This is a genomic window from Zunongwangia sp. L-65 (assembly GCF_056859415.1).
Genome location: NZ_JBSXOK010000076.1, coordinates 139,364 through 164,487, shown reverse-complemented (window position 1 = coordinate 164,487; position 25,124 = coordinate 139,364). Strand labels below are relative to the sequence as shown.

At 36.2% G+C, this 25,124-nt stretch carries 18 protein-coding genes; 9 read left to right on the top strand and 9 right to left on the bottom strand.

The genetic code is table 11. From position 1 onward, the window contains the following. Positions 1 to 24: 24 nt before the first annotated feature. A complete protein-coding gene (locus AC13DP_RS18000; RefSeq protein WP_347405611.1) occupies positions 25 to 1,164 on the top strand; it encodes a DegT/DnrJ/EryC1/StrS family aminotransferase in 1,140 nt (379 codons plus the stop codon). Further along, positions 1,157 to 2,473: a polysaccharide biosynthesis protein gene (locus tag AC13DP_RS17995; RefSeq protein WP_272957082.1), complete on the top strand. Its 1,317-nt coding sequence runs from the start codon at positions 1,157 to 1,159 to the stop codon at positions 2,471 to 2,473. Before AC13DP_RS18000 ends, AC13DP_RS17995 begins: the two co-directional genes overlap by 8 nt. Here AC13DP_RS17995 and AC13DP_RS17990 read toward each other — a convergent pair. After that, positions 2,470 to 3,201, bottom strand: coding sequence for a tyrosine-protein phosphatase (locus tag AC13DP_RS17990; protein WP_228249876.1), 732 nt, complete (start codon positions 3,199 to 3,201; stop codon positions 2,470 to 2,472). The two genes, AC13DP_RS17995 and AC13DP_RS17990, sit on opposite strands and share 4 nt — an antisense overlap. Positions 3,202 to 3,407: 206 nt before the next feature. On the opposite strand from AC13DP_RS17990, the gene AC13DP_RS17985 reads away from it, so the two are divergent. Together AC13DP_RS17985 and AC13DP_RS17980 are read left to right on the top strand one after the other, a co-directional pair. Then, entirely contained in the window at positions 3,408 to 5,159 is a 1,752-nt protein-coding gene (locus tag AC13DP_RS17985) for a PAS domain S-box protein (RefSeq protein WP_272957083.1), read from the top strand. Positions 5,160 to 5,205: 46 nt separating this feature from the next. Next, a complete protein-coding gene (locus tag AC13DP_RS17980; RefSeq protein ID WP_483068241.1) occupies positions 5,206 to 5,610 on the top strand; it encodes a response regulator in 405 nt (134 codons plus the stop codon). Here the strand turns inward: AC13DP_RS17980 and AC13DP_RS17975 are convergent. Then, complete coding sequence (locus AC13DP_RS17975) at positions 5,594 to 6,691, bottom strand: endonuclease/exonuclease/phosphatase family protein (protein ID WP_228249874.1); 1,098 nt, start codon at positions 6,689 to 6,691, stop codon at positions 5,594 to 5,596. The genes AC13DP_RS17980 and AC13DP_RS17975 overlap by 17 nt on opposite strands. A gap of 201 nt (positions 6,692 to 6,892) precedes the next feature. Here AC13DP_RS17975 and AC13DP_RS17970 point away from each other — a divergent pair, with 201 nt between their 5' ends. From AC13DP_RS17970 to thrC, 5 genes are all read left to right on the top strand, one after another. Next, positions 6,893 to 8,041 (top strand): vWA domain-containing protein, encoded by a 1,149-nt coding sequence (locus tag AC13DP_RS17970; protein WP_483068240.1) that lies wholly within the window; start codon positions 6,893 to 6,895, stop codon positions 8,039 to 8,041. Between the two features lie 14 nt (positions 8,042 to 8,055). Beyond that, positions 8,056 to 9,519, top strand: coding sequence for a magnesium chelatase (locus AC13DP_RS17965; RefSeq protein ID WP_483068239.1), 1,464 nt, complete (start codon positions 8,056 to 8,058; stop codon positions 9,517 to 9,519). Between the two features lie 347 nt (positions 9,520 to 9,866). Then, entirely contained in the window at positions 9,867 to 12,314 is a 2,448-nt protein-coding gene (gene thrA / locus AC13DP_RS17960) for a bifunctional aspartate kinase/homoserine dehydrogenase I (protein WP_483068238.1), read from the top strand. A gap of 2 nt (positions 12,315 to 12,316) precedes the next feature. Further along, entirely contained in the window at positions 12,317 to 13,237 is a 921-nt protein-coding gene (locus AC13DP_RS17955) for a homoserine kinase (protein WP_483068237.1), read from the top strand. Positions 13,238 to 13,242: 5 nt separating this feature from the next. Beyond that, positions 13,243 to 14,550 carry a threonine synthase gene (thrC, locus tag AC13DP_RS17950; protein WP_483068236.1) on the top strand — a complete coding sequence of 436 codons (1,308 nt, stop codon included), beginning with the start codon at positions 13,243 to 13,245 and terminating at the stop codon, positions 14,548 to 14,550. 74 nt (positions 14,551 to 14,624) lie between these two features. On the opposite strand, the gene AC13DP_RS17945 is transcribed toward thrC, so the two are convergent. From AC13DP_RS17945 to AC13DP_RS17915, 7 genes are all read right to left on the bottom strand, one after another. Beyond that, positions 14,625 to 16,106 (bottom strand): S10 family peptidase, encoded by a 1,482-nt coding sequence (locus AC13DP_RS17945; protein WP_013071695.1) that lies wholly within the window; start codon positions 16,104 to 16,106, stop codon positions 14,625 to 14,627. Positions 16,107 to 16,361: 255 nt separating this feature from the next. Continuing rightward, positions 16,362 to 17,174 carry an HAEPLYID family protein gene (locus tag AC13DP_RS17940; protein ID WP_483068235.1) on the bottom strand — a complete coding sequence of 271 codons (813 nt, stop codon included), beginning with the start codon at positions 17,172 to 17,174 and terminating at the stop codon, positions 16,362 to 16,364. Positions 17,175 to 17,401: 227 nt separating this feature from the next. Next, positions 17,402 to 17,776, bottom strand: a complete 375-nt coding sequence (locus tag AC13DP_RS17935) for a hypothetical protein (protein WP_272957088.1) — start codon at positions 17,774 to 17,776, stop codon at positions 17,402 to 17,404. Between the two features lie 96 nt (positions 17,777 to 17,872). Then, the gene (locus AC13DP_RS17930) at positions 17,873 to 19,543 is read right to left on the bottom strand and encodes an ABC1 kinase family protein (protein ID WP_013071699.1); all 1,671 of its coding nucleotides are present in this window, start codon (positions 19,541 to 19,543) and stop codon (positions 17,873 to 17,875) included. Between the two features lie 205 nt (positions 19,544 to 19,748). Beyond that, entirely contained in the window at positions 19,749 to 21,752 is a 2,004-nt protein-coding gene (locus AC13DP_RS17925) for a monovalent cation:proton antiporter family protein (RefSeq protein WP_483068234.1), read from the bottom strand. Between the two features lie 157 nt (positions 21,753 to 21,909). Beyond that, positions 21,910 to 23,781, bottom strand: a complete 1,872-nt coding sequence (locus AC13DP_RS17920; RefSeq protein WP_483068233.1) for a M61 family metallopeptidase — start codon at positions 23,779 to 23,781, stop codon at positions 21,910 to 21,912. 134 nt (positions 23,782 to 23,915) lie between these two features. Beyond that, positions 23,916 to 25,115 (bottom strand): glutamate-5-semialdehyde dehydrogenase, encoded by a 1,200-nt coding sequence (locus AC13DP_RS17915; protein ID WP_272958928.1) that lies wholly within the window; start codon positions 25,113 to 25,115, stop codon positions 23,916 to 23,918. Between the last annotated feature and the right edge of the window lie 9 nt (positions 25,116 to 25,124).

The window sequence follows — 25,124 nt, the reverse complement described above, 5'->3', positions numbered from 1 at the left end:
ATATTTCCTGAAATTCATTAGTTGATGAAGAAGATCTGGCTTTCACCGCCGCACATAAGCGGTAACGAACTACAAAAAATTCAGCAGGTTTTTCAGGAAAACTGGATTGCTCCCGTTGGTCCTCAGATTGGTGAATTTGAAGCTAAAATTTCTTCATTTTTAGGAGGCCAAGATCGGCATGTGGTTGCTTTAAATTCAGGAACTTCAGCTTTACATTTAGCTTTAAAGTTATTGAATATTGGTAAGGGAGATGTGGTGATTTGCCAGAGCTTAAGTTTTGCCGCTTCGGTAAATCCGGTTCTGTACGAAGGTGCAACACCTGTTTTTGTAGATAGCGAAAAAGAAACCTATAATTTATCGCCGGTTTATTTAGAGGAAGCCATCACCTCTCAAATTAAGAAAGGAAAGAAACCTAAAGCAATAATCGCCGTGCATATTTATGGGATGCCTTATAAGGTGGATGAAATTCATCGAATTTCTGCGAAATATGAAATTCCAATTATTGAGGATGCGGCTGAGGCTATGGGAAGTAGATATAGGAACAGAGCTTGCGGTAGTTTTGGCGATTTGGCGTTATTTTCTTTTAACGGAAACAAAATTATTACTACTTCGGCAGGGGGAGCACTAGTTTGCCAGGATGATATTCAGAAAAATAAAGCTATTTTTTGGGCCACACAGTCTAAGGAAAACGAAGATTTTTATTTGCATAAAGAGATAGGCTATAATTATCGAATGAGCAATGTTTTAGCGGCCATTGGACTTTCGCAAATCGATGTTTTGGAAGAGCGAACCAAAAAGAAGCGTGAAATTCAGCAATTTTATGCTTCTTTTTTAAATGATATAGACGGTTTTCAGATGTTTGACGAATGCTCTTCAGAATATAAAAGTAATCACTGGTTGAGTATTGTAGAAATGGATAAGGAAAAATTGCAAATATCAGCATTGGATTTGATGAGGCTATTAGCAAAAAAGAATATCGAAAGTCGGCGTATTTGGAAACCTTTACATACACAACCTGTTTTTACCGAATTTGATTTCTACGGAAGTATTGTTGCCGAAACGATCTTTGAAAATGGCTTATGTTTACCATCGGGAACGGCGATGACTTCAGCAGACCTTAATTTTATTAAAACCGAAATATTAGCGGCAATAAAACATGATTAAACCAAATTTTAAAGAACAGCTTATCGTATTTGGAGAAGCATCAAAGCTTATAGAAGTTTCAGATTTTCTTCGACAAAATTGGGTGAGGTCAAACGTCCTTATTTTCGATAAAAAAACGATCAACTCTCTAGAATTAGAAAACCTGGAACTGTTAGAAAATCAATCTTCAGTAATTTATATTGAAGAAGAATATAAATCTGATTTTGGGATCAAAGCCGCTTTTTTAGAGAAAATGATAAGTGCAAAAGCTAACGTATTTACTCTTGCGCTTCAGAATTGGAAAAAAAATGATTTCAATTTTAAAGAATTTCAGCTTCAGGATTTATATAAAACGGAACGAATAGCACCGGGTAAATTTCAGCAGAAAAATAAAAAATTACTGATTACCGGCGGAGCAGGATTTATAGGTGCTGCTTTGGTAAAATATTATTCAGATTCCTTTTCAGAAATCATTATTGTAGATCAGGCAGAAACTGCTTTGTTTTATCTAAAAGAAGAACTGGAGGCTTTGTATCCCAATGCAAAAATGCAATGCTTACTTGCCGATGTGACTAACCGGGAAAGGATGACCGCTATTTTTGAGGAATTTCAGCCAGAAATTGTGATTCATGCTGCGGCATATAAGCATGTTGCGTTACTGGAAAATGAGCTTGAGGAAGTGATAAAGAATAATATCGCAGGAACGTATATTATTTTTTATTTAGCGGAAACCTATAAAGCAGAACAGTGTATTTTATTATCTACCGATAAAGCGGTGGAGCCTAAATCGGTGATGGGAAAGAGTAAGTGTTGGGCAGAAAAACTGTGTTTTTGGTTTTCAAATCTTGGCGGCATGACCGATTTTAAAACCATTAGGTTTGGTAATGTTTTAGGAAGTACGGGTTCAGTATTACCAATTTGGAAAAGGCAATTACGATGGAAAAATGCGATTATGATGACTAAGCCCGAAGCTTATCGCTATTTTTTTACACTTCAGGAAGTTTTTGGTCTTACTGATTTTATATTAGCCAATAGAAAATCGGGTAGTGTTTTTACGATATTTAATGAATATCCTGTGGCGTTAAAAACATTGGCGAATTTGTTTTTGTACCATCAATCGGGAAAAATTATGCTCACCGGTTTAAAAGGAGGGGAAAAAGAGCGGGAGCAATTAATTGCTAAAGACGAAACGCCAATCCACCAACAATCATTTTTGATTGTGAATAGCACTAAAATCAAAGATGATTTTCCTGAGCAGTTACATCTATTACTTAGCGATAAAATGCTGATTCAGGATAAACAAAGTATCTTTGATAATTATCAGGTTTAAGCAAAAAGCCCTTTACTTTTTTCTACAACAGGCTTTAACATTTCCATTTCTTTAGATTTCAGTTTGATGTTCTGTAATTTTTCAAGGTGTTCCAACCGGTGGGTATCACTACTTATATAATCAATCATTTGATTTTCCAGTAATTTAAAAGCCATTTTCTGGATTCCTCTACCGTAGTGTTCACTAAGAGAGAGCATGTTTAACTGAAAATAACAGCCACGATTTTTTAGATCGGTATATTTTCTTAGGCTGGGCTCATGGAAAAATCCGTAACGTTCTGGATGCGCCAATATTAAGACATGACCTTTATTTTGAAGGGTAAAAATAATTTCTTTAAGGTTAATTGGCGGTTGTAAAAAAGACATTTCTACCAGACTAAAATTGCCTGAAATTTTTAGCAATTTTTCTTCAGAGAGTTTATCCATTAGGGATTGATCCATCATATATTCTGCAGCGGCCGAATTTTTAATATGGGCTGGTTGTACAGCCTGTAACTCTGCAAGTGCAGCATTAATTGTCTTTGGAGTATTGGGATAATAATCGTTCATGACGTGAGGGCTATGCACAAAGTTGGTTACGCCAAACTCTCCAAATTTTTGTATAAGCTGAAGACTGGTCTCCACATCGGGCGACCCATCATCGATACCTGGTAGGATATGATTATGAAAATCAGTAAACCCTTCTAATAGATCTACAAAAAAATACTTCTTTGAGAAGAATGAAAACATCTAAATTACTTTTTTTGAAAAGTAGTTTGTTTTGCTTAAAAGGGCAAAAAATTATCAGTCATTATTCTTAAATATTCAGTCTTGCTAAATAATTTTTCTAAAATTAAATATTTTAATTCTTAAGTTTGGTTTTAAAACCTTAAATTTAAAACGCCCTTTTTTAATTTATACGTAGAACTCAGGGTTTTAACTCTCCATTTTTAATTATGCATAAATCCCTTCCTGTACATATCCTACTTTTTGGTTTTATAGAAGAAAGTGAAACTATTCTACGTGCTTTAAAACAATATCCAAACAATTATATTTCCCAGTGCAGTGGTCTTAACTCCCTTAAGCGAATTCTTTTTGAAAACTGTGATTTTGATATACTAATACTCCAGCTAAGCTATTTGGAAACTGATATCACAGAGATTTTGAATTTTGTTGTGCAACAGCAAGATTTTGCGGTCTTAATCATATCTAACAGCAAAATCAGGGAACATGCTTATGAATCTTTTGCTCTGGGGATCGAGGATTACATTCATGTTTCTGAAATAAACCCTCCATCCTTAAAAAGAAGTATATATTTTGCGATTAAGCGTAAAGAATATAAGCAGCAGATAAGTAAATCTGAAGATAATTATAAAACATTATTTCACTCCTCACCTTTACCTATGTGGGTTATTGATCGCTATACTTTAAAATATTTAAGTGTAAATAAGGCGGCAATAGATCATTATGGATATTCTGAACAAGAGTTTCTAAACATGAAAGCCAGTGATTTATGGGCGCGGGAAGAAAAAGAAAAATTAAAATTATTGATCAAGCAATTTACGGATGATTTTTTGCACGACACGGCCTGTTATGTAAAGAAAGACGGTACTGAAATCAAGGTGAATTTTTATAGTTCACCAATTAACTATGATCAAAAGGAAGCTCGTTTGACCATTGCTGAAGACATTACCGAAAATATTAAAATAAGACAGGCATTAAAAGACAGTGAAGAGCGTTTTAAATCGTTAGTCCAGGAGGGGAGTGATTTGATAGCGATTCTAGATCGAGATTTTAATTATAGTTATATTAGCCCAAGCGTAGAAAATATCTTAAAATTAAAGCCAGAGAAATTAAAAAAACGAAACTTCTTTGATGATATACATCCGGAAGACCAGCAATTTTTAAAGACGGTAGTAAAGTCGATAAAACATGGGGATAATAGCAAAATAGGCCTTCCATTTTACCGGGTGAAAGATGGGATGGGATACTGGCGTTATTTAGAAACAAAGTTATCCAACTTAATAAATTATACGCCCATTGAAGGAATAGTTATCAATAGCCGGGATGTTACAGATTTGGTAGAGCAGAGAAATCGTTTGTCAGAAAGTTTATCCAGGTATGAAATTATTTCTGAAGCGACCAGTGATATTATAACCGATTTTGATGTACTTAATAATTCGGTTCAAATTTCTAAAGGCTTTTATAAAGTTTGTGGTTATGATCCCAGGAAAATAGAAAAACAGGATTTTACAAAATGGTGGTATAAGAAGGTTCATGAGAGCGATCGAAAATTTATCAAGAATAAGGTCGAAAAAACCCTGCGCGCAAAGGAAAGATTTTTTAGTTTGGAGTACCGGTTTTTATGTGCTGATGGAAGCTATAAAACTTTTTTAGATCGCAGTTATGTGCTTTATAATAAACAGGATATACCACAAAGAATTATTGGCTCTAAACAAGATATTACACAGCAGAAAGAGTATATTAAACAAATCGAACATAGAAACCGCAAGCTAGAGGAAATTGCCTGGGAGCAGTCCCATACGGTTAGAGCGCCTTTGGCAAAAATCATGGGTTTAGTTGATTTATTGAAGTATAATGAAAATAATACTACAGAAACTAAGAATTTATTAGAAAATATATTAAATTCCGCCGAGGATTTAGATGCTGTGATACGAAACATAGCGCAAAAAACATATTATAAATAGATTTATTGCCCTAAATCTATGTAGAACATTAATATTAACCTACATTATGTTGGAAGTCATATTGGTAGATGATGATGATATTGTTTTAATGATGCAAAGAAAAATGATTTCTAGATGCAAAATTTCATCTAAACCAATCATTTTTAAAAGTGCTCTTGAAACTTTAGAATATTTAAATAAGCCAGAAAATCTGGAAAATAAGGAAAAGGTTTATCTTATTTTTCTGGATATTAATATGCCTTTAATGTCGGGGTGGGAATTTTTAGATAAGATTAAAAAACATGTATTGTATGATCAGATTCATGTAATTATGGTCACCTCATCCATAGACCAAAAAGATCGAAGTAGGGCAGAAACCTATCAAAGGGTGATTGATTATATTGAAAAACCCGTAACCGTCAAACATTATGAAGTTGTAAAACAACTGAAATCTATTAACGAATTTTTTTAGGGATTCTTATGCTTTTTTCTAGAGGATGCGCCTCTTCAATTTTTTCATGAGCCCATAATTCGTCCTCGCGTTCCAATTCTAACTCTTCCTGCACCGCCGCAGCTCTGGGATCATAATTTAATTTTATATACATAGGAAAGTGGTCGCTACCAATACTTTTTTCCCTGGCAATCTCTATTAAGGTGAAGTCTTTGGAATGAAAAACATGATCTAACGGCCAACGAAACAAACGATATCCGGTATGGAAAGTATTAAAAAATCCCCTTCCTATACGTGGATCCATCAATCCGCTCATTTGTTGAAAAAGCTTCGTAGTTCTGGACCATGCTACATCATTAAGGTCGCCAAACACCAAAACCTTACGGTCTTCCGGAGAAAGATCTCTTCCCAGCATTAAAATTTCAGCATCTCGGTTGGTAGAGGTATAACTTTCAGTAGGGCTTGGAGGCATAGGATGTAAACAATGGATCTTTAATTTGGTACCATTTCTAAGTTTTACATAGCCATGAATGGATGGAATGTCTTCCTGTACAAGATAATGAACATCTGCATCTATCAACTCTAGCTTCGAGTATAAGTGCATTCCATAAAGATTATCCAGCGGAACTTTTATAGTATATTTATAATCATCTTCTATCTCTTCTAAAACATTTTCCCAACGTTTATCTGTTTCTAAAGTTAAAAGGATATCCGGTTGTCTTTTTTTAACCAGTGCAACTAATTTTTCTGGATGCTTATTAGGGGTAAGAACATTGCTTACCAGGATAGAAATAGTGGCGTTATCTTCTTTTCCTTTATATTTAATAACCTGTTTTTTCGCAAGTATGGTATATGGGAATATTTTGACGCACTGATAAATCAAACTTAAGAAAAGTAAAACTGTTGCAACATAATGCCATGTTTTGGAAAAATCATAGACTATAAAGCACAAGATCAGCGTAATTATAATACAAACTGAAATTTGTATTCTGGGAAAATCAAATCCTCTAATCCACCATTGATCAAACCGGGTAATAGAGGCTAAAGTCGGAATTAAAAAAATAAAATTTAGGAAAAGTATGATAATTTCAGCGGTGTCCATGCTGATGTTCGTTTTATGTTGGAAATTTTTCGGTCAATTTCAACTTCAAATCTCTGATTATTCAGGAAATTTTAAAAGTATTTAAGAAAAGAATAACTTAATAAAGCTGATTTCTCACGGGATTGGTGATGAATTGATCCATTTTTTAAACTTATGAAATGTTGAATTTTAATTCTATCGAAAAAAGCGTAATTTTAAAGTATGAAGAAGAAAGATAAAATGAAGGAAAAGGGTTTTGTTTTTAAGAAGTACGAGGAACCTAACATCACCCCTTTTGAAAAGCTCTTCGAAATCTTTAAAGAATTGATCACCCATACTTCTGGTGATTTAGATGAAGCGCTAGACTGGTTACGCCAGTTGGACGAAGAATACCAACTTACGACCAGCGAATATACCATTGACGATTTTATTGAAGACCTGAAACAGAAGGGGTATATTAAAGAAGAAATAGATCCAGATGGTGAAGGAGAAGGAGATGGATCAGGAAATTTAAAGATTACCGCCAAAACCGAAAGAGCCATACGGCAACAGGCATTAGATCAGATTTTCGGAAAGATGAGAAAAGGAAACTCCGGGAATCACCGTACCAGTCACGTAGGTCGTGGCGATGAGCATACCGGCGATTTTAGGGATTATCAGTTTGGCGATTCTTTAGACCGGATCTCGATGACTGAAAGTTTACGGAATGCCCAGATTAATCATGGTATTGGTGATTTTAATATGACGCATGATGATTTGGTGGTGGAAGAAACGCATTACAAATCTCAAATGAGTACCGTGTTAATGATCGATCTTAGTCATAGTATGATCCTGTATGGTGAAGATCGTATCACTCCGGCAAAAAAAGTTGCGATGGCTTTGGCCGAATTAATTACTACACGTTACCCAAAAGATACGTTGGATATTATTGTTTTTGGAAATGATGCCTGGCCGGTTTCTATTGCAGATTTACCCTATTTAAAAGTAGGGCCGTATCATACCAATACGGTGGATGGGTTAAAGCTCGCTATGGATATTTTGCGTAGAAAGCGAAATACCAATAAGCAAATTTTTATGATTACAGATGGTAAACCAAGCTGTATTAGAGAACGCGATGGCAGTTATTATAAAAACAGTATGGGGTTAGATCCATATATTGTTGATAAATGCTATAACATGGCGCAACAGGCACGTAAACTTCAAATCCCTATTACTACATTTATGATTGCACAAGATCCTTATTTAATGCAGTTTATAAGGGAATTTACACAGGCAAATCAGGGAAAAGCATTTTATACCGGACTTCAGGGACTTGGAGAAATGATTTTTGAAGATTACGAAACCAATAGAAAAAAAAGAATTAGAGGCTAAAAGAAAAAGAAGATATGAATATGGAGAAAGTAAAAACCCTGGGAGAACTCAAATCTTCAGGATATAAAAGTAAAAGCATCAAAGATGAGCTTCGTGATAATTTAATTGCAAAAATTAAAAAGAAAGAAGCTTCATTCACCGGAATTCATGGGTACGACGATACTGTCATTCCCGAGTTAGAACGTGCGATATTATCTAAACATAACATTAATTTATTAGGATTACGCGGGCAGGCTAAAACAAGATTAGCGCGTTTAATGCTCAATCTTTTGGACGAATATATCCCGGCGGTTAAAGGTTCAGAAATTAGTGACGATCCTTTAAACCCTATTTCGCGATATGCCAAAGAACTCATCGCAGAAAAAGGAGACCAAACACCTATTATCTGGATCCACAGGAGTGAGCGATTTTTTGAAAAGTTGGCCACCCCAGATGTTACGGTAGCCGATTTAATTGGCGATGTAGATCCGATTAAAGCAGCCAATTTAAAATTGAGTTATGCAGATGATCGTGTGATTCATTTTGGAATGATACCACGTGCTAATCGTAGTATTTTTGTAATTAACGAGCTACCCGATTTACAGGCCAGAATTCAGGTGGCGTTGTTCAATATTCTTCAGGAGGGCGATATCCAGATTCGCGGCTTTAAATTAAGGCTGCCTTTAGATATGCAATTTGTATTTACTGCAAACCCTGAAGATTATACCAATCGCGGTAGTATTGTAACACCACTTAAAGACAGGATTGGCTCGCAGATTTTAACACACTATCCTGAAACTATAGAGATCGCCAAGACCATTACTCAGCAAGAAGCTAAGTTAGATTCCAGACAAACCGATATGGTTTATGTGCCAGAACTGGCGAAAGACCTGCTGGAGCAAATTGGTTTTGAAGCTCGAGAGAGTGAATTTATAGATGAGAAGAGCGGTATTAGTGCCAGAATGAGTATAACAGCGTACGAAAATCTTTTGAGTACGGCAGAGCGCAGAACTTTAAAAAATGAGGAAGATAAAACATTGTTGCGATTCGGTGATTTTATGGGCGTAATTCCTTCAGTAACCGGTAAAGTAGAATTGGTTTACGAAGGGGAGCAGGAAGGAGCTGCCGCCGTGGCGACACAATTACTTGGAGATGCGGTAAAAACCTTATTCCCTAATTATTTTCCCAAGATTGAAAAATTGCAACGACCAGATGAGAAAACACCATATGATGACCTGATAGAATGGTTTTTTGAACAAACCGGCTTTGAGCTGCCAGATGATCTTACTGATGAAGAATATAAGAAAAGACTAGATGAGGTAGGCCCGTTAAATGAATTGATCAAAAAATATCAGCCGGAAATGGAGAAGACCGATACATATTTTCTAAAGGAATTTTTGCTTTGGGGATTAGTGGAATTTAAAAAACTAAGCAAGCAACGATATACAAAAGGGATTCAGTTTAATGATCTCTATGGAAGTTATATTAGCGGATTGTAATATTTCCATTGAAATAAAAGGAACAAAAGCCCGATTTTGATAAAAATCGGGCTTTTGTTTTTATGAAATTATGATAATCTCATATTTTTTCGGCAAATGTGTGTTTTTAGTTTTTTATATCTCCTTATTTCTATACTTTTATAACATCTTTTAAGGAAAACAATGAAGAGTATTAAATTAAATAGCAATTCAAACATTACTTCTACAACAGGAGTTGCTATTTCTATTATTATTACTCGTACAATTATTACCCCTTTGGGGTAGTATGTATATAATTTTCCGTCCGCACTCACACACGTTTTACAACGAACTCAAAACTATTTATTTCAAACTATTAAATTATTCTTATGAATATTCTAAAATTCGGAGGATCTTCTTTGGCCTCTCCGGAGCGAATCAAACTTGTAGCCGAAACTGTAAAAAAGCATGTGCAACAAGATAAAACCATTGCTGTGTTTTCAGCCTTTGGTGGGGTAACCAACGATCTATTAAAAATGGCAGAATTAGCGGCTAAAGAAGATTTAGCCTATAAAGAAATTCTGGCTCAGAACGAGAAAAGACACCTGGATGCGGTAAAAGAATTAATTCCTGTTCAAAATCAAAGCGGAGTTTTAAGCAAGGTGAAAACCGAGTTTAATCGACTGGAAACCTTATACGAAGGTGTTTATTTGCTTAATGAGCTATCCAATAAAACCAAACATGTGGTTTCGAGTTTTGGAGAAATTTTATCCTCTTTAATTATAGCTGAATATTTTAAAAGCCTGGCGACAGATGCGCTTTTAATCGATTCCAGGGAATTAATTGTTTGTAAGAATAATAATGAAAAGATTCAGCTTAATTACGAGCAGACCAATAAAAACATCGTACAGTATTTCAAAGAAAATGATGCTAGTTTATTTGTAGTTCCAGGTTTTGTCGCTAAAAACGAACAGGGCGTTCCCAGTACCTTGGGAAGAGGCGGTAGTGATTTTACCGCAGCCATCTTTGGTGGTGCTTTAGATGTGGCAAAAGTGATTATTTATACCGATGTAAACGGTATGTACACTGCCAATCCAAATGTGGTACACCAGGCTTATCCACTTCAAAATATATCGTATCAGGAAGCGATGGAATTATCACATTTTGGAGCAAAAGTTCTATATCCGCCAACGCTACAGCCATTGTTAGACAAAGGCATTCAAATTCATATAAAAAATACGTTTTCCCCAGAAGATGCGGGGACGCTAATTTCAAAATCCAGTAAAGAAAATTTTAGATGGGTTACCGGCATTACGCATATAGATGATATTAAACTGCTGAATATCGAGGGTAGTGGTATGGTTGGTATTCCTGGTTTTTCAAAACGATTTTTTGAAACTCTATATCAGGAAAATATCAATGTAGTATTGATCACCCAGGCCTCTTCAGAGCATAGTATTTGTGTTGCCGTAAAGGGTGATGAAGCTCAGGCAGCAAAAGAAGCTTTAGATGAAGCTTTTGCCGTAGAGATCGATTATCAGAAAATAAAACCCGTAGAAATAGAAGGAAATGTAGCGATTATCGCTTTAGTGGGCGATCGTATGAAGAGTCACCACGGCTTAAGCGGTAAAATGTTTAGTGCTCTTGGAAATAACAATATTAACATCAGGGCGATTGCCCAGGGATCTTCAGAGCGTAATATATCGGCGGTGATTGCGAAAAAAGATATTAATAAGGCACTAAATACGTTACATGAGCAGTTTTTTGAAGTGCCGTCTAAAGAACTAAACCTGTTCATTACCGGAGTTGGAAATGTGGGGAGTAAACTTTTGTCGCAATTAGAAAAGCAGGAAAAATACCTTCTTGAAAAATTAAGGCTTAAAGTTCGTGTACTGGGATTATCAAATTCCAGAACGATGGTTTTTGATGAAAACGGACTGGATTTAAGCAAATGGCAAGAATTACTTGATGCCGGTGAAAAAGCCAGTAAGCATAATTTCTTTAATAAGGTAAAAGAATTCAATTTGCGTAACAGTATTTTTGTCGATAACACGGCGAGTGCTGAGATTTCCAAGTGGTATAAAGAATATCTTTCAAATTCTATTGCCGTGGTCACCTGTAATAAAATTGCAGCTGCAGATGATTTAGTGAATTATCAACATTTACAGGAGCTTTCGAGGGAATACGGAGCGTCTTTCCTTTACGAAACCAATGTTGGTGCAGGATTACCAATTATAGATACCCTTAAAAACTTAATTGCTTCTGGAGATAGAATTCATAAAATTCAGGCAGTACTTTCAGGGAGTTTAAATTTTGTATTTAATACCTATGATGGAACTGCACCATTCTATAAAACGGTAGAACAGGCTATGGAAGAAGGCTATACTGAACCCGATCCTAAGATCGATTTAAGCGGAGTAGACGTAGCACGTAAGATATTGATCCTTGCTCGCGAAAGCGGACTAAAAATGGAGCTTAGCGATATCGAAAATGAAAGCTTCCTTTCTGAAGAAAGTCTGAATACAGAGAATAATGAAGATTTCTTCAGTTTACTTCAGGAAGACGAAAGTAAGTTTAAAGCAATATACGAAGATGCTGCTAAAGATGGAGCTCAATTAAAATACGTCGCCCAGCTGGAAGATGGAAAAGCTTCTGTAGGCTTACAAAAAGTGGATGCAGCGCATCCTTTTTACAATCTTAGTGGTAGCGATAATATTGTATTGTTTTTTACAGATCGCTACAGTGTGCAACCATTAATCGTAAAAGGAGCAGGTGCCGGAGCCGATGTTACGGCCTCTGGAATCTTTGCCGATGTTATACGAATAGGTAAAAAATAACGATGGAAGAAATTAAAGTTTTTGCTCCGGCTACGGTAGCTAATCTTTCCTGTGGTTTCGATGTATTGGGCTGTTGCCTGGATAACGTTGGGGACGAGATGATCATTAAAAAAAATGATCTTCACAAACTTAGAATCACTAAGCTGGAAGGGCAGGATCTTCCTTTAGAAGTGGATCAAAACGTAGCGGGTGTAGCGGTTAAGGCCATGCTTGAAAAGCTACAATCGAACGAAGGTTTTGATATCGAGATTTATAAAAAAATAAAAGCAGGAAGCGGAATTGGCAGTAGTGCTGCCAGTTCTGCCGGTGCTGTTTTTGCCGTAAATAAGCTTTTAGGTGCTCCATTGAAAAATATTGAATTGTTACCTTTTGCAATGGAAGGCGAACGATTGGCCAGCGGAAATGCCCATGCCGATAATGTAGCCCCCGCTTTACTTGGTGGGTTTACACTGGTAAAAAGTTATGAGCCGTTAGAAGTGTTATCCTTGCCGTCTCCTGAAGAATTGAATGTGGTGATTCTTCACCCTCAAATAGAGGTGAAAACCAAAGACTCTCGTGCCATTATCAAACGTAATATTAGTTTGGATAAGGCCGTGAGCCAATGGGGAAATTTGGGAGCTTTGGTAAGTGCTTTATATACGAAAGATTACGAATTATTAGGTAGAAGCCTTAAAGATGAAATTGTAGAACCTATTCGTTCAATTTTAATCCCGTATTTTGATGAAATTAAAACTATTTCTTTAGAAAGCGGAGCACTTGGCTTTGGGATTTCGGGTTCCGGGCCATCGGTTTATGCCATGTGCCGTGGTAAAGAAAATGCTGAAAAGGTAAAATCCAGTATTGCTCAATTTATGGAAAAACAAAGTATCACTTACGATCTTCATTTATCAAAAATTAACCCTGAAGGAGTTAAAATCTTATAGAAAACATGAAATATTTTAGTCTGAATAATCGAACTCATTCTTCTAGTTTCGAGAATGCCGTAATTAGAGGTCTTGCTCCAGATAAAGGATTATATTTTCCAGAACATATCCAAAAATTACCAGATTCTTTTTTTGCGGCACTGCCTAATATGTCACAAACTGAAGTCGCGTATCATGCAATTAAACAATTTGTAGGCGATGAAATTCCAGAAAAGGACCTAAAAGAAATTATTGCTACAACTTTAGATTTTGAATTTCCGGTAGTACATGTGAAGGACAATGTATATACTTTAGAACTTTTTCATGGCCCTACTTTAGCCTTTAAAGATGTAGGCGCTCGTTTTATGGCAGGTAGTTTAGGATATTTTATCACAAAAAACGAGGTAGGAAAAGTAACGGTACTTGTTGCAACTTCGGGAGATACCGGTGGAGCAGTTGCCAATGGATTTTTAGGAGTAGAAGGTATTGATGTAGTCATACTGTATCCTAAAGGTAAAGTGAGTAAAATTCAGGAGAAACAATTAACCACCCTTGGTGAAAATGTTACGGCTTTAGAAATTGATGGTGCTTTCGACCAGTGTCAGGATATGGTAAAACAGGCCTTTCTAGATGAAGAAATTCAATCCAAGCGACAGTTAACTTCCGCAAACTCGATAAATGTAGCACGTTGGCTTCCGCAGATGTTCTATTATTTTTTAGCTTATCGGCAGTTAGCTTCCGAAGGGAAAGATATTGTGTTTTCTGTGCCGAGTGGTAATTTCGGGAATATTTGTGCGGGGATGGTTGCTAAAGAATTAGGACTTCCCATAAAGCACTTTATTGCTTCTAATAATGCAAACAGAACAGTAACCGATTATTTGGAAACCGGAAATTACGAGCCAAAACCAAGTGTTTCAACCATTTCGAATGCGATGGATATTGGGAATCCCAGCAATTTTGTAAGAATTTTGGAACTTTTTCAAAACGAGTATGGAAATGTAAAAGAAAACCTTACCAGTTTTAGTTACAATGACGAGGAAACTAAACAAGCCATGCAATCGGTTTATAAAGAAACGGGATATGTTATGGATCCTCATGGAGCGGTAGGGTATCTTGGTCTGCAAGAGCATTTTAAGACAAATCCAGATGAAGTAGGTGCTTTTCTAGAGACGGCACATCCCTGTAAATTTAGAGAAACTGTTCAGGAAGCGATTGGTAAAGAAATCGAAATTCCGGATGCTATAAAAGAAGTTTTAAAAAAGGAAAAGAAAGCAATTTCGATTAAGGATTATACTGATTTAAAATCCTTTCTGTTAAGTGAACAGGGGATTTAATTTATTTCACATTGTGAAATATTAAAAAAGCCTTTCCTAAATCAGGAAAGGCTTTTTTAATGAATAATAGGTATTTAGTACTTTGCTGAAGCACCTGCAGCAGGTAAACTATTTTTAATGAACTCGCGAATATCTTCGTTTGCTGTTTCGAGATCAGCTTTTCTCAGGTACATCATATGCCCGCTTTCATAACCTTTAAAAGAAAGTCGGTCTTTCATTTTTCCGCTAGGGTCTAATTGCCACATAGAGTATTTGGCATTAAAATAAGTACAGGCGCCATCAAAATATCCAGATTGGATCATCACATCCAGATTAGGATTTTGAGCCATGGCCTGTCTTAAATTTTCACCGGAATTATCGCGGCTTCGATCCCATGGATGTACCGGTCCAAACATAAAGTATTTAAGATCAGTTTTAAAGTTAAGATCTTCCCGTAAATAATAATTGATGGCAGGGGTAAAGGAATGTAGCCAGGAGGTTAATTCGGCATTATAATCGGGGTTTTCACCAGCATCCTTACGATCGATTCCTAAGTATCGGGAATCTAAACGCCCCACGGTAAAGCCATCTTCACGTTTCAGTTCTTTCCAGAAAGTTCTTATAGGCAATTCTAAATTATTCTGAAGATATACTTTTTTATCGATACTGGAATAGTATGCCATTTTTTCGGCAACGGTATTTTGAATAGCTTCAGAGGCGTACCCGCCTTTTACCAGTACCGGAAGTAATTCGTTAATGCTGTAGGCTTCAACTTCATCCAAAAGATCGGTTAAAGATTTACTTTGTAATTCCTGCGGAAGTAATTGATGATACCATGCGGTAGCTGCGAAATAAGGTAAGCGGTTTGCGATTTCAACGGGACCTTCACGGTCGATTCCCAATTCGGTTGGAGAAACCAAAATAACACCGTTTAAATACATCCACTGGCTGTTCTGAAGTTCTAAAGCCAAACCACTAACTCTGGTCGTTCCGTAACTTTCCCCAATTAAATATTTAGGTGAGAGCCATCGATTTTCACGGGTAACAAAAGTATTTAGCCATTCAGCCAAGTAGCTAATGTCTTGATTTACTCCAAAGAATTTGCTTTTATCAACCTTACCATCAGCATCAGGAATTGGTCTGGAATAACCGGTATTTACTGGATTTACATAGACAATATCGGCAACATCTAAAATCGAATATGGATTTTCTTTAATTCCGTAGGGCTGTACAGGATAACCTTCATCATCGATTTTTAAAATTCTTGGTCCGGTGTACGCAATATGCATCCATACTGATGCAGAACCGGGACCTCCATTAAAAGAAATCACCAAAGGCCGGTTTTCGGTATTTTTGATATCACTTCTTTTATAATACGTGTAATACAGGCTGGCTATAGGATTGCCCTGATCGTCCCATACGGGTTGCATCCCGGTCTGAGCCGAATAATTGATGTTTTTTCCTTTGATGGTTACCGAATGATTGGTTACTACGGTAGTATCTACAGGAACTTTTACCTGCTGGGCAAAAGAAGAGAAAGTTATAAGTGCGCAAATGAGGGTAAAAATTTTCTTCATTAGTGATTATGTTGTTTAGGGTTAAAACTGAAAAATACTGCTATTTCTTATTTTCTACAAAAACAGCAGATAAATTATACAAAATTGACTCGATAATCGAGATTAAAAGTTCCGTTTCCATTGGGGATCAGGATGCCTCGAAATAAAAAATAATTTTCTAATAAATGCCTCTTTGATTTGGCCTGAGGTATTTTCTTTAAAATATAAGGAGCCTTTTTTAAGACTCCTTATTCTTAAATCTGTGTGTTTAATATGTTAAGGTTCGTAAATAAGCCTTAAGAATGAACTAAACCGTTCACTATTTTTATTTATCGGGATTCCGGTCACAATCCCCACTAGTAAATTGTCGCTTAGGTCTACGCGCATTTGTGGCCTAATCGTCATATCGAAGGTGTTATTGTAGATTTCTTTATTAAATTCTACACCAATAAAGTTACGAGTACCCGGAATCATGTAATGAATATTTGAATTGATTTGCCAGATTGTGGCAATATTGTCGTTATTAAAATGATGGTCGAACACTGGCCCGGTATAAATAAGCGAGTGAAAATTACTACCAAGACGTTTTGCAGCGATTAAAAACGGATTATAGACCAAACCTGTAAAAAGTTTTCCACGCCCATAATTATTAAATTGTGTCATGGTAAATTCCTGAATATATCCAATAGCCATAGAGGCCTGATGCTTTTCTGAAACCAGAAAGCTGTATTGCCCGGCCATTTTTATACTGTTTAGATTGCTCCCGGGTGCCGAGTTGTTTCTGCCCGGATAATAAAGGGAGAATGGTAGTTCGATTTCTAATCCTAATCGATCCATAGGAGCCCATTCATACTCTACCAATGCCGTATATTCATCATATTTTTCGTTATCGGTTAGTCCTACACCAATATTCCATTCTTTTTCTCCTTTCCTGGCTCCCAGATCCCGAATTAAATCGATATACAAAGGTTCAGCATGTAAAACTTTAGCAGGAAGACTATCGGTTGGATGCTCTTTATGATGTTGAGCGGTGATCCCTGTACTTACCAGTAAAACAGGAAGTATAAGCTTACTTATAATATTGTTCATTATATGTTTAGATTTTATTCAAATAGGTAATCACTAATCTTTGCTAATTGCACGATCAGTGTAATTCAATTGTTTAGTAAAAAATAATTTGTTGGGACGTAAATGCAAAAAGCTTAGCATGCCCTACAGACTATTATTCGGAAAAACTTTTAAAATTTAGGGTATTGATCTACCGATACCGGCATGGGCTGGATCGGCCAATGAAACCCTTAATGAAGAATTAGAATCTAAATTTCGGGAGGAGGTGAGGTAGTTTCGGGATAGAAGTCGTAGTATTTAAACTTATATTCTGAATTTATTAATTTCTGAAGAGCGACGTCGAAAACAAATTCTGATTTTTTATCTAATACATAAAGATCCACCGAAAAGTGTTTTTTAATGAGATGACTTTCATTATCACTGTCGTCGTATTCGGGAATAGCATTTTCAAAACCCATAATCTTTTCCAGAACAATTTCTACGATACTTTCCTGGTCGTTTAAGCTAAGATCTTCAGGCCATTTCTTATTGATATCTGGTGAATCAACACTGATATTTAGGATCACCAGGCCTATAAATAAGCTGAAATAATGTAATATTTTATTATTCCTTACACTATACATTCCTAAAGGTTTGATCGCTAATGGCTAGTACAGATTATTCTATAATTCTAAATTTCCGAAAAATACTATTTCAAATTGAACTGGAAAAATGGAGTTTTATTTTTTATTGTTAAGATTATTATCTCTAAAAATAATCACATAGGTTAACCAAATTCCCATAAAAGCGGCAAGGATAAAGAATAAAATGGCGAAGCCAGGATATCCGAAAATCACAAAATCTGTAGGGATTTGCATAAGCATTGACGCGCCAATAATCATTGCGGCAATGATAATCCCTAAAGTGATCCTGTTGGCTATTTTTTGAAACCCATCGGTTAGCCGCTCTTCATCTAATGCCTCTATATTTACCTTAAATTTATTCTCTGCAAGATTATCGGTAATTTTGTTTAGGCGTTCGGGAATATGCTCTATCAGTTTTTTGGACTCCAGAAGCATGGAAAAGAAATTTTCTGGTTTTAGCTCCTCATACATTTTCTTTTGCATGATTTCCTGAGCATGTTTTTTTATTGCGACCCTAAGATCGAATTCCGGATCTAAAACAGCAATGATCTGATCCATATTCAACAATATTTTACCCAGAATATTTACTTCAACAGGCATATGGATTCCGGTTTCTGCAGCCAAACGATTTAACTGAATAAGCAATCTTCCGGTTTGTAATTCTTTTGCCGGGCTATTCTCACTTTCCATAATGATGTCACTAATCATTTTATTGAAGGTGGCCAGATCACTGTCTTCATCGGTCTCACTCATGTTAATGATAATATGAGCTGTCTCCGGGCCATTATTATTACTAATGGCGATTAAAAGCTGAAGCAGGCATTCTTGCATGTGGCTGGTAAAGTTAGCCACCATGCCAAGATCGATAAGCGCAATTTTACTATCTTTTGTAAACTGTATATTCCCGGGATGAGGATCTGCATGTACAAAACCATCGTTAATGATCTGTTGTAAATAAGCTTCTACAAGTTGATCGACCATTGGAGCATAATCTACTTCTAGTTGCTTAAGCGGGGAAAGAGAGGTTATTTTCTTTCCGTCGATAAAATCCATGGTTAACACCCTACTGCCACAATAGTCGGGAACCGGTGCCGGTACGATAAGGTAGTTATATGGGAGTAAGTTTTCTTTAAGCGTAATAAGGTTTTGCTGCTCTTTGGAATAGTCAAGTTCGTTTAATAAGATACGTCGTAATTCAGCTAAAACGGTATCTATCGCATATTTTTTAGCGATTTTGGAGTGTTTAACCGCAAGTTCTGCCATTTCCTGGAGCGTATCCATATCATCCAGAAACTTACGTTTAATTCCGGGACGCTGAATTTTAACGGCTACCGGTTTACCGCTTCTTAAAGTAGCATAATGCACCTGACCAATAGAGGCGCTGGCGATTGGTTTTTCTTCAAAAGTATCAAAGGCTTTAGAAATACGTGTGCCCAGGTCTTCTTCTACAATCTTATGTACCTCTTCATAAGGAATTGGTGTAACATCATCCTGTAAGGTTGCCAGTTTTTTAAGATAAGCATCAGGTAATAAATCTGGTCTTGTAGAAAGCAATTGCCCTAATTTAATATAGGTAGGCCCCATATTTTTTAAATCTTCTACCAATTCTTCGGGAGAACGATCAAAGTTATCCTGATTTTTGTTTTCACTGGTAGCATCATCAAACGCATTCGCTGTAGTTTTCTTAAAAAGATCACTATTAGCATATTTCAGCATAAAACTGAAAAATTTACGATAGCGTGTAAAATTCTCGGGTAGTATAGACATTAACTGCTAGCTTATTTTGCACAGCAAATTACAATTCTTTAGTCTTTTAGCCGTGCATCTTAGCTTAGTTTTAGCACTTTAAATGTAAATTCATAGTTTTCTTTTACCCAGCCCTGACTTTCTAAAAAATAAAGCCTAAAATTTGATAAAATTAAGAATACTTGGCTTTTATAAGTTGAGCTTTTTCAATAACGCTCTTATTGTTTTAAACCGTAAGCAAACTATTTAAATGATTAATATTTGAAGGATTGCCAAATACATATATAAGGTCGCCACGTTTAATCTTGGTTTGTGGTGTGATCTCTGTTAAATACTGGGTATCTCTTTTTATGGCGAGAACCGTAACCCCGTAATTCTTAGCTATACCAGATTCTTCCAGACTCTTCCCTACAATATTTTTGTTTTTGTACTGAACGCTAAGCGTTGCAATTTCTTTGTTTGGGATATTTAAATGATGGAGTGCCGGGTTATGGGGCTTATCTTTTAGGCGTGTAAGCATTTCGTAATCTGCAGATCGAATACTACTGGTAAATTCAACAATTTCGTCATAAGGTACCAGGTATTTTTTAAGCACCCGGGTAAAAATTTCGATAGAAGTTTCAAAGTCGGCCGGAATCACTTCATCAGCACCCACGCGTAAATTTTCTTCAATTTCCTTCACCTGGCGTGTTCTAACAATGATAAATGCCGTTTGCGTAAATAACCGAATGGTACTTATAATTTTTTTAGTCGCTGCAGCATCAGAAATAGCGATAACTACTACACGAGCTTCCTGAATATGAATATGTTTTAGAATTAACGAATTGGTTGCATCTCCAAAAACAACAGGTTCTTTGTTTTTCTTGGCATTCTCAAAAGAATCCGGATCTATATCTACCACTACATAAGGAATATCGGCACTACGGGCGGCTTTAGCGATGTTTTCTCCGTTAGTTCCATAACCAATAATTACAATATGATCACTTAAATTCTCTTCAGAATACTGCTCGTCTGCATTTGTAGTTTTTTTAATATTTGATAAACGATGCCTTACTGCAGAAGGGATAGGAGCTTTAAGAATAGCGTAGGTAAGTTTTGAAGAATTCATTATTAGAAATGGCGTAAGCGCCATACTTAAGATCGATATAGCAAGAAAATACTGGTAAATATTTTCTGGTAATAAACCATTATCCAGGCCTACGCCCGATAGTAATAAGGAAAATTCCCCTACCTGAAATAAACTAAATAGGGTTATAAAAATCGTTCTTGGTTTATATTTTAGGATTAAAACGGTAATTCCTATCACCAGCATTTTAAGTAAGACAACTCCCAGCACCAGTAAAAGTATATAGCCTACATTATCGAAAAAGAAGCCTAAATCTAAAAGTGTACCTACAGAGATAAAAAAGAAACTGATAAAGATCTCACGGAAAGGCAGCACATTTGCGGTGGCCTGATGACTGTAATCAGACTCAGAGATAATAAGACCGGCGAAAAAAGCACCTAATGCTAAAGAAAGGCCAACAGAACTGGTGAGCCAGGCAATAGCAAAGCAAAAAACTACTACTGTAAGAATAAAAAGTTCTTGATTTTTGGTTTTTACGACCCACCCCAACACTTTAGGCACTACATAGCGGGCAAGGAGCAAAATAACAACCAACACCAGGGCAATTTTACCTATCAAGATTCCAATAGTCATTAAAATATTATCAGCTTTTCCTGCTAATATGGGAGTTAGTAGCATCATAGGTACTACAACAATATCCTGAAATATCAGGATCCCAATGCTTATCCTCCCATGCGGCGAGGTAAGTTCACCACGCTGTTGAAAAAGTTTTAGCACAATTGCGGTACTACTTAAAGAAAACAGAAATCCCAGAAATATAGAAGTATTTAGGGGTAAACCTAAAAGTTGTGAAGCCAAAGTAGTAAATAATATGGTTCCTCCCACCTGCAAACCTCCACCAATAAAAATAGTGTTTTTAATAGCTGCGAGGCCTTTTAATGACAGTTCGATCCCAATCACAAAAAGTAGGAAAATGATCCCAATTTCACTTAACAGTTCAACCTCATGACTATTGCTTATAAGGTTAAATGCGTGTGGGCCGGCAATAATCCCCGCTAATAAAAAGCCTAAAATACTCGGGATTTTTATCTTTTGGATAACAAGGATAATTAATACCGACAATCCCAGAATAACCACAATATCCTGTAAGATCGGGATTTCCATAGCATTTTGATTTTGGTTAGTTGGTTGGTAATTTAGTTGAATTATATGGAATAAAAAAGCTGCTTAAAATACTTCTTTAAATTATCTCATCCGGATAATTGGGAAGCATTTAAGCAGCTTTTTTTAAAACCTAATTGAGGTTTTTGATTTTGAATGCCTAATTTTTAAGCCATGCTTCTCTTAATTTCACTTTTGGACTATCAGCGGGTAGCTCCATCTCGGTAATCGAAGTTTCTTCAACTTGGGGTTGTGAAGCTTTAGCGGTTAATGTTATTTCTTCACCGTCACGATCTACTACAATTTCGATATCAGATCCTTCTTCCCATGATTGTGAACTTGTAATTAAGCCATATACATTTTTGATGGTATACTCGGTACCATTAACTGTTTTTATAATGTCGCCACCTTCAACGCCAAGTTTTTCAAGAAATGTATTAAATCCAATTCCTTTTCTAAAGAAAAGTTCTCCTGAAGCAGGATCACCATCAATATAAGGAACCTGGCCGTTTAAGAAATAGCCGGTGTTGATCATACTTGATTTTTCCTCTAAGCCAACCTTCGCGAAAAACTCATTATAAGGGATTGGAGTTTCTCCAGTCACGTACTGGTCGAAAAATGACTGAATTTCAGGATAGGTTAATGCTACGATATCACCTATAAGATCTTCATCATTAAAGGGTTTATCTTTTCCGTACTTCTTGCTTAATTTTTTCATAAGATCAAGAATTCCCATTTTTCCATCACTTAATTCCCTTAGACGAATATCCAAGGCCATACCGATTAGGGCCCCTTTCTGGTATACATTGTAATAACTGTCTTTATATTCATCTGTAAGTATATTTTCACTCATTACAGTAAATGGAACCGTATCATCAAAATTCATTGAAGATGCGATCTTTTCAGACATACGATCATAGAAGTCCTGATTGGAAATTAATCCCTGATTAATCTGGAAGAGATTCGCAAAGTATTCGGTAACCCCTTCATACATCCAAAGATGTTGAGACATTTTAGGATCGTTATAATCAAAATAATGGATTTCATTAGAATGAACACTAAGTGGTGTTACAATGTGAAAAAATTCATGAGAAACCACATCTTTCATGCTTTCATCCAATTGCGCTTTTTGCATAGTTTCTGGGAGCACAACCGTAGTACTGGTATGATGTTCCAGGGCCCCGAAACCACGTGCATCTTTTTTCTGAAGATCTGATAAATACAATAAGATTGCATACTTTTCGGTATCATTTATATCTCCCAAAAATTTTTTCTGAGCAGAAATCATTTTCTCGATACCCGGTTTGATATCCTGAGCAGAAAATTTTCCGGTTGGCGAATAGACATCTAAAAGCACCTTCATTCCCTGAACGTCAAAACTTGTAGTATCTGGTTTTGCGTACATGATAGGATGGTCGGTCACTTCAAAATAACGACCTACAGTGTAGGTATCTGTGCTAAAGTTATCATTTGGATTTTCATCTTTTGTAGTAGGAGTTAAAGAAGTTCCCGCAATAAGATTATCTGGACGGAGGATTTCTATACGATAGGGCTCTTCCTGAAGTTTGCTAAAATATCCTACGAAACCATGCAAATTCAGCATAAAATTCTTATCAGCATCGATATTGGTTCCTGCAGGTGAGAATACATCATTTTCACCTTCAATATCATAACTGTCATTAACTTCATAACTCACCTTATCCAAAGCTTTGGCATTGCTGATGGTCCAGGTATTATCATCCTGATGTGTAAACGTTAACTCGTTACCATCGTAATCGTAGGCTTTAAAGTTTTCAATAAACCTTCCATAATTGTCGGTAGAGTAGGTGCCGGGAACGGTTTTAGGAATAAAAAAGCTAATTTCTTCCGTAGTAATTTTAGCGGGGTCCACACTTACCTTTACTTTGTCATCGGTAACATTAACCAGATCAATCGTGGTGATAATAGGCTGATCTTTAGAGCTTAGGTTTTGTGTTGTTTTACAAGAGTACAAGCTTGCCAGTAAGGCAGCGGCATACACTATTTTCTTCATATTGTTTTTATCTTTCTTATTGGACTATTAAAAACTAAAATAGTTACATTTTAGTATTTATTTTATCAAATTTAAACATTAAAAAAGGGTGACGATCAAGTCACCCTTTTTTAGTTTTTAATATCAACTGAAAATTATGCTCTTATATGCCCGTCTCCCAGCACATAATATTTATTTGTAGTAAGCTGTTTTAAGCCCAACGGCCCTCTATGGTGTAGCTTATCTGTACTTATGGCAAGCTCGGCGCCTACCCCCATTTGTCCACCATCTGTAAATCTGGTAGAAGCATTATGGTATACGGCTGCACTATCTACTTGCTCCATAAATTGGATAGCTTCATCTTTATCTTTAGTAATTATAGAAGCCGAATGTCCGCCAGAATATTTGTTGATCTTTTCGATAGCCGCATCTAAACCGTCGATACTACCAATAACAATTTTCATAGCTAAGAACTCTTCGTACCAGGTAGATTCAGATGGAACTTCTTCTTCGTCACTAAGTACTTTTTTAACCTCTTCATCTACTAATATGTTCACTTTATTTTCTTTGAACATTTCCTGTAGCTCTTTTAATTTAGCTTCGTAATCTGGTAGATTAACATCTACAAGAACTTTATCTAATGCGTTACAACCGGAAATCTTATCAATTTTGGCATTAAGCATTACTTTTTTAGCAGTTTCAAAATCTGCATTTTTTGAAACATAAAGGAAGTTATTTCCTCTACCGCTTACAAGAACGGCGCCTGTGGCATGTTCTTTTACAAAGCCAATAAGCCGTTCCCCACCTCTAGGTACAATTAGATCTAACTGCACTGGTGGATTTTTTAGAAATTCTTGAGTTTCTGGGCGGCTTAAGTGTAATAGTTCGATCCAGTCTGAACTTAGATCATTCTCTTTAAGAGCTTCGTGCCAGCACTCTACCAGAATTTTGTTACTGTTTATCGCTTCTTTACCACCTTTAAGGTATATTTTATTATTTGCTTTAAAAGCAAGTACAGCAGCTTCTATGGTAACATCCGGTCTGGATTCGTAAATAATCATGATATTTCCGAAAGGAGCGGTTTTATTAGTGATGTCCAGCCCGGTATCAAGTTTTCTATGCTCAATAGTCTTACCTACAGGATCTTCCTGCTCCATCACCTCTTTTACAGAATTGATCATACCATCTACTTTTTTATCGTCACAAACAAGACGGTCGTACATGGCCTGATCTCCTTCTCCAAAAGCTTCAAGATCTTTTTTGTTTTCGGTAATAATGGCTTCGCGTTTTTCGTCCAGAATTCGCATCATGGATTTCAAAACATTATTTTTTTTATCTGAATTTAAAAGTATCATTCTTTCTTC

What these genes read in the sequence shown, in the direction of transcription:
- AC13DP_RS17955 (WP_483068237.1), top strand. Translation starts at nt 12,317, where the DNA reads ATGGAAGAAATTAAAGTTTTTGCTCCGGCTACGGTAGCTAATCTTTCC.
- AC13DP_RS17925 (WP_483068234.1), bottom strand. Translation starts at nt 21,752, where the DNA reads ATGGAAATCCCGATCTTACAGGATATTGTGGTTATTCTGGGATTGTCG.
- AC13DP_RS17985 (WP_272957083.1), top strand. Translation starts at nt 3,408, where the DNA reads ATGCATAAATCCCTTCCTGTACATATCCTACTTTTTGGTTTTATAGAA.
- AC13DP_RS17995 (WP_272957082.1), top strand. Translation starts at nt 1,157, where the DNA reads ATGATTAAACCAAATTTTAAAGAACAGCTTATCGTATTTGGAGAAGCA.
- AC13DP_RS17945 (WP_013071695.1), bottom strand. Translation starts at nt 16,106, where the DNA reads ATGAAGAAAATTTTTACCCTCATTTGCGCACTTATAACTTTCTCTTCT.
- thrA (WP_483068238.1), top strand. Translation starts at nt 9,867, where the DNA reads ATGAATATTCTAAAATTCGGAGGATCTTCTTTGGCCTCTCCGGAGCGA.
- AC13DP_RS17940 (WP_483068235.1), bottom strand. Translation starts at nt 17,174, where the DNA reads ATGAACAATATTATAAGTAAGCTTATACTTCCTGTTTTACTGGTAAGT.
- AC13DP_RS17965 (WP_483068239.1), top strand. Translation starts at nt 8,056, where the DNA reads ATGAATATGGAGAAAGTAAAAACCCTGGGAGAACTCAAATCTTCAGGA.
- AC13DP_RS17930 (WP_013071699.1), bottom strand. Translation starts at nt 19,543, where the DNA reads ATGTCTATACTACCCGAGAATTTTACACGCTATCGTAAATTTTTCAGT.
- AC13DP_RS17970 (WP_483068240.1), top strand. Translation starts at nt 6,893, where the DNA reads ATGAAGAAGAAAGATAAAATGAAGGAAAAGGGTTTTGTTTTTAAGAAG.
- AC13DP_RS17990 (WP_228249876.1), bottom strand. Translation starts at nt 3,201, where the DNA reads ATGTTTTCATTCTTCTCAAAGAAGTATTTTTTTGTAGATCTATTAGAA.
- AC13DP_RS17920 (WP_483068233.1), bottom strand. Translation starts at nt 23,781, where the DNA reads ATGAAGAAAATAGTGTATGCCGCTGCCTTACTGGCAAGCTTGTACTCT.
- AC13DP_RS17980 (WP_483068241.1), top strand. Translation starts at nt 5,206, where the DNA reads ATGTTGGAAGTCATATTGGTAGATGATGATGATATTGTTTTAATGATG.
- thrC (WP_483068236.1), top strand. Translation starts at nt 13,243, where the DNA reads ATGAAATATTTTAGTCTGAATAATCGAACTCATTCTTCTAGTTTCGAG.
- AC13DP_RS17915 (WP_272958928.1), bottom strand. Translation starts at nt 25,115, where the DNA reads ATGATACTTTTAAATTCAGATAAAAAAAATAATGTTTTGAAATCCATG.
- AC13DP_RS18000 (WP_347405611.1), top strand. Translation starts at nt 25, where the DNA reads ATGAAGAAGATCTGGCTTTCACCGCCGCACATAAGCGGTAACGAACTA.
- AC13DP_RS17975 (WP_228249874.1), bottom strand. Translation starts at nt 6,691, where the DNA reads ATGGACACCGCTGAAATTATCATACTTTTCCTAAATTTTATTTTTTTA.
- AC13DP_RS17935 (WP_272957088.1), bottom strand. Translation starts at nt 17,776, where the DNA reads ATGTATAGTGTAAGGAATAATAAAATATTACATTATTTCAGCTTATTT.